Raw genomic sequence first — 5,069 nt, forward strand, 5'->3', positions numbered from 1 at the left:
GATCTCGTCGCGGTACAGTCCAGTGGTATGACTCATGTCGACGGTTCGTTTCTCGTGAGTTTGAGTCTGGTAACCCAATTCCCTCAAGAAACGGACCGTCTTTTATTGTGAAACGCCGTGAGGTTTTGTTTCAGTTCCCTGAATAAGCCTCTATCTATCTATCTGGAACGAAGCCCGGGATGCATATTTTGGTACGGATAGCTTTTAGCTGACGATCTATTCACGAGTGAACGCATAACCCCCTTCACTACAATCGGAGGTGTGCATTCTGAGAGAATCTCGACTAAGAATGCGCGTTTTCGCGACGAGGGAGCAGCCGCTTGGGCGGCCATCGTGCGCGAGGTAGGTCTCTGGGATAACCAGATAGACATGCTCGCCGACAGGTCCCTACATCTCACTGCCGGAAAACTAAGGCCGCTACACGATCGGCTGCGAAGGCATGAACAAGGTCACTCCGACACCCACTATCGCGAGTACATCATCGCGACATCACCCGACCTTCCCCTCCCCGACTGCACCACCAACGTGTTCTGACCTCGGTCCTCCGAGCGGAACGGGCGCTAACTGAGACATCTGTCACAGTTTCTTCTCGACCCTCACCGGAGGACTACAGTGAGGCTGGCCTTAGCCAGACGAGGCCTCGGGGACGACAGCGAGGAGTAACGGTGAGTCGTGGCTTCAGTGGCGCGTTGATGCGCGCGTCCGGCGTCGGAGAGTGGACGTTCGAGGTGCTGAGCGTCGAGGACCTGACGCCGCACTATCGACGCTTACGCGTGCACGCCCCCGGCTTCTTCGGGGCGCACGGCCAGGCCGACAACCAAGTCGACCTCGGCCCGGCCTCCTATGTGCGGCTCTGGGCGCCCGATATCGAGGACCCCCGCAAGGAGCACCAGCGCGGCTACACGGTCGTCGACCCGGACCCCGAGACGGAGCAGATGACCCTCGACTTCGTCCTGCACGAGCCGGCCGGGCCGGCGTCGGCGTGGGCACAGGCGGCCGAGGTCGGCTCGACCATCAACGCCACCCGCTTCGGCGTCCAGTCCTTCTCCCCGCCCGCGCAGGAGCCCGCCGGCTACCTCCTCGTCGGCGACCTCGCCTCGCTGCCCGCCGTCAACGCGATCATCGCCTCCCTCCCGGTCGACGTGCCCATCGAGGCGTTCCTCGAGTACGTCCACGACGACGACCTCACCCTGCCGATCACCGAGCACCCCGAGCTGACCGTCACCTGGGTGCGCCGCAAGGACGACTCCACCGCCCCCCGCGACGCGCTCGCCGCCACCGGGTCGACCTGGCCCGGCTGGTACGCGGTCGTCGCGGGCGAGAAGACCGCCGTCAAACACGTCCGCGCCCACCTGAAGGAGATCGGCTTCCCGAACAGCGCCCGCAAGGCGCAGGCCTATTGGGCCTCCGGGCAGGAGATGGGCAAGAGCCGCACCGAGGAGGACGCCGCCGAGCGGCCCGAGGTCGAGACCGTCACCACGAAGGCCCCGCAGCGCGCCGACGACGCCCCTCAGGAGCCCGCCGCCCCCGCCGGACAGTGGGCCGCCGCCGCGCGCCGCGACCTGCTCGCCCCGGTCTGGCCGAAGCTCAAGATCGCCGCCGTGCTCCAGGTGCTCGTCAGCCTGCTGACCCTCGCGCCGTACGTCGTGCTGACCGAGGTGTGCCGCCGCGTGCTCGACGGCACGGACGACATCGCCGAGCTGGCGTGGTGGGCACTCGGCCTGATGGGCGCGGGCAGCGCGCTGTCGCTGGCGCTCATCGTCTGGCTGCACGTGGTCGACGCCGACTTCGGCCATCACGTCCGCACCCGCATGGTCGACCGGCTGGGGCGCCTGCCGCTCGGCTGGTTCGACGACCGCAACTCCGGCCAGGTCCGCAAAGCCGTCCAGGACGACGCGGGCGGCCTGCACTACCTCGTCACCCACGCGGTGCTCGACCTCGTCGCGGCGATCGTCACACCGCTGGCGGTGCTGGTCTACCTGTTCACCGTGCACGCCGGGCTGGCCGCCGTCCTGCTGCTGCCGCTGTTCGTCTACTACGTGCTGGCGCTGCGCATGTTCGCCATCGCCGGCGACGGCCTGCCGACCTTCGAGCGGTTCCGTGAGCAGGTCAGCGGCGAGGTGGTCGCCTTCGTCGACGGGGCCGAGGTGGCCCGCGTCTACGACCTCGGTCCCGAGGGCCGTCTGCGGACGCTGCTCGACGACCGGGCGCGCTTCGTGAACGCCTGGCAGGGGCCGCTCGTCGGCCTCAAGACCGCCGTCGACATCGCCACCCGTCCGACCACCTATCTGCTGCTGATCCTCGGCGCGGGCGGGCTGATGATGAGCGCCGGATGGCTGAACGCGGCCCACCTGGTCGCCTTCCTGCTCGTCGGCGTCACCTTCGGATCCCGGCTCATGGCCATCGGCTACGGGTTGTCGGCGTTGAAGGAGGGCTCCGACGCCGCCGGACGGGTCGGTCTGCTGCTGGCCGAGCCGGTGCTCGACGACTCCCGGCTCGAGGAGGGCCGGACGCCGGACGGCACGCGCGTGCGCTTCGAGGACGTCACCTTCTCCTACCGCCCCGGACACCCGGTGCTGCGCGACGTCGACCTGGCGTTGGAGCCCGGCACGATCACCGCGATCGTCGGGCCGAGCGGCGCGGGCAAGTCGACGCTCGCCACCCTCCTGGCCCGCTTCGACGACGTCGACTCCGGCCGCGTCACCATCGGCGGCGTCGACGTGCGCGCGATGAGTCAGCAAGACCTCTACGGCCTCGTCGGCTTCGTCTTCCAGAATCCGACGGCGCTGCGCGCGAGCGTGCACGACAACATCGCCCTCGGCCGTCCCGACGCCACCCGCGCGGAGGTCGAGGACGCCGCGAAGAAGGCGCAATTGCACGAGCGGATCGTCCGCGACCCGCGCGGCTACGACGCGGTGCTCGGGGAACAGACCTGGTTGTCCGGCGGCGAGCTGCAACGCCTCTCCATCGCCCGGACGCTGCTGGCCGACCCGCCGATCCTGGTGCTCGACGAGGCCACCGCGTCGGCGGACCCTGAGTCCGAGGACGCCATCCAGCGGGCCATCGCCAGCCTCGTCGGCGACGGACGCACGGTGCTCGTCATCGCGCACCGTCTGCACACCATCACCGGCGTCGACCGGATCCTCGTGCTCGACGAGGGCCGCGTCGTCCAAGACGGGCCGCACGCGACGCTCGTCGAACAGCCCGGACGCTACGCCGACCTCTGGGCGGCCTTCAACGGAGAGCAGGTGACCGCATGATCCCCCTCGTCTTGTCGTTCGTCGACGACCCGGCCCTGCGCCGCCGGTTCTGGGCGTGGACCGCCGCGAGCGCGGTGCTGCGCACGGCGATCGTGCTGCTGCTGTTCCCGACGGCCACCGCGTTCTTCGAGGCCGAGTACGCGGTCGGCTTCGCCTGGTTCGGTGGGCTCGCCCTGCTCACCGTCGCCTCCTGGCAGGTCGACCTGCGGGCCGCCCGCACGGCTTTCGCGGTCGGCTTCCACCTGCTGACGGCCGTCGAGCGGCGGGTCGTCACCCGACTGGAGTCGGCTCCCTTGCCCCAGCTGACCCCGACGGTCACCGCCGCCGCCCAGCGGGCCGCGGCGACCGCCGGTCAGGAGCTCTGCACGACCTTCGCCTATGTGCTGGCCCCGCTGGCGGCGGCGCTCGGATCGACCGTGCTCATCGGGTTCGGCCTGTTGCTCATCAGCCCGTGGCTGGGCGTGGCGGCGCTGGTCGCGGCCGGCCTGCTGACCCTGGCCGTCGCCCTGTCGGGACGGCTGCTGCGCGGCGCGGACGCGATGTTCGACGCGGCGGCCGAGGACGTCGGCGAGGAGATCGTGACCTTCGCGCAGGCCCAGCGGCTGCTGCGCGCCAGCCGCCGCGCGGGCGTGGCCGACAGCGCGCTGACCGCCGCGCTCGACCGTTTCCGCAAAGCCTCGATGCGACTCGTCGTCGCGGCGGTGCCCGGCACGATCCTGTTCTCCGTCGTCTCGCAGCTCGCGCTGGCCGGTCTGGCGCTCGTGGCGGTGCTGCTGGTGCAGGGCGGCGCGGTCGACGCCGCGGGCGTGGTGGCGCTGGTGATCGTGGCGCTGCGCTTCCTGGAGCCCTTCTTCACGATCAGCGACCTGGCCCCGGCGGTCGAGATCGCGCGCGGGTCGCTGGAGCGCATGGACAAGGTGCTGCAGACGCCGGAGCTGACGCGGACCCCGGCCGCCGAGCCCGTCCCCGGCGCGCCCCGACTGTCCTTCGACGACGTCGCCTTCGCCTACCCGCAAGGCCCGGACGTGCTCAGCGACATCAGCCTCGACGTGGCCGTCGGCCGCACGCTCGCCATCGTCGGGCCGTCGGGGTCGGGCAAGTCGACGGTGCTGGCGCTCGCGGCCCGTTTCGCCGACCCGCGCGAGGGGGTCGTGCGGATCGACGGCCGCGACGCGCGGTCGTTCTCGGCCGAGGAGTTGAACGAGCAGATCGCGGTGGTCTTCCAGCAGACGTACCTGATCGACGCGCCGCTGGTCGACAACCTGCGCATGGCCCGCCCTGACGCGACCGACGAGGAGCTGCGCGAGGCGGCGTCGGCGGCCCAGCTCGACCCGGTGATCGCGCAGTTGCCGCACGGCTGGGACACCCGCATCGGCGAGGGCGGGCGGCTGCTGTCCGGCGGCGAGCGGCAGCGGGTCAGCGTGGCCCGCGCGCTGCTCAAGCGGGCTCCGCTGCTGCTGCTCGACGAGGCCACGAGCGCCGTCGACGCGGCCACCGAGGCCGCGCTGATCGCGGCCTTGGAGGAGGGCGCCGCCGACCGCGCGACCGTCGTCGTGGCCCACCGCCTCGGCACCATCGCCCGCGCCGACGAGATCTGCTTCGTCGAGGCCGGCCGCATCGTCGAGCGCGGGACTTTCGAGGAGCTCCGCGCCACAGGCGGCCGTTTCGCCGACTACTGGCGCCAACGCGAGCAGGCCTCCTCCTGGCGCCTCGTGATGTCCTAACGACCCCCTGGGGCGGTGAGTTGTCCACCTTTGCCCCGCTGTTGGTGGCTCATCCACCCTATGAGGGCTCATAGGGTGGATGAGC

2 protein-coding genes are annotated in these 5,069 nt (G+C 70.3%); both read left to right on the plus strand.

Going from position 1 to position 5,069, the window contains the following annotated elements; genetic code table 11:
• Positions 1-665 precede the first annotated feature (665 nt).
• On the plus strand, positions 666-3,260 hold the full coding sequence (locus tag QM621_RS08250; protein WP_414989899.1) for an ABC transporter ATP-binding protein/permease: 2,595 nt from the start codon (positions 666-668) through the stop codon (positions 3,258-3,260).
• Positions 3,257-4,984: an ABC transporter ATP-binding protein gene (locus tag QM621_RS08255; protein WP_414989900.1), complete on the plus strand. Its 1,728-nt coding sequence runs from the start codon at positions 3,257-3,259 to the stop codon at positions 4,982-4,984. The genes QM621_RS08250 and QM621_RS08255 overlap by 4 nt, the downstream gene beginning before the upstream one ends.
• Positions 4,985-5,069 lie beyond the last annotated feature (85 nt).

Origin of the sequence: Aeromicrobium sp. (assembly GCF_047606445.1) — a bacterium.
Lineage (GTDB): Bacteria > Actinomycetota > Actinomycetes > Propionibacteriales > Nocardioidaceae > Aeromicrobium.

What these genes read in the sequence shown, in the direction of transcription:
- QM621_RS08255 (WP_414989900.1), top strand. Translation starts at nt 3,257, where the DNA reads ATGATCCCCCTCGTCTTGTCGTTCGTCGACGACCCGGCCCTGCGCCGC.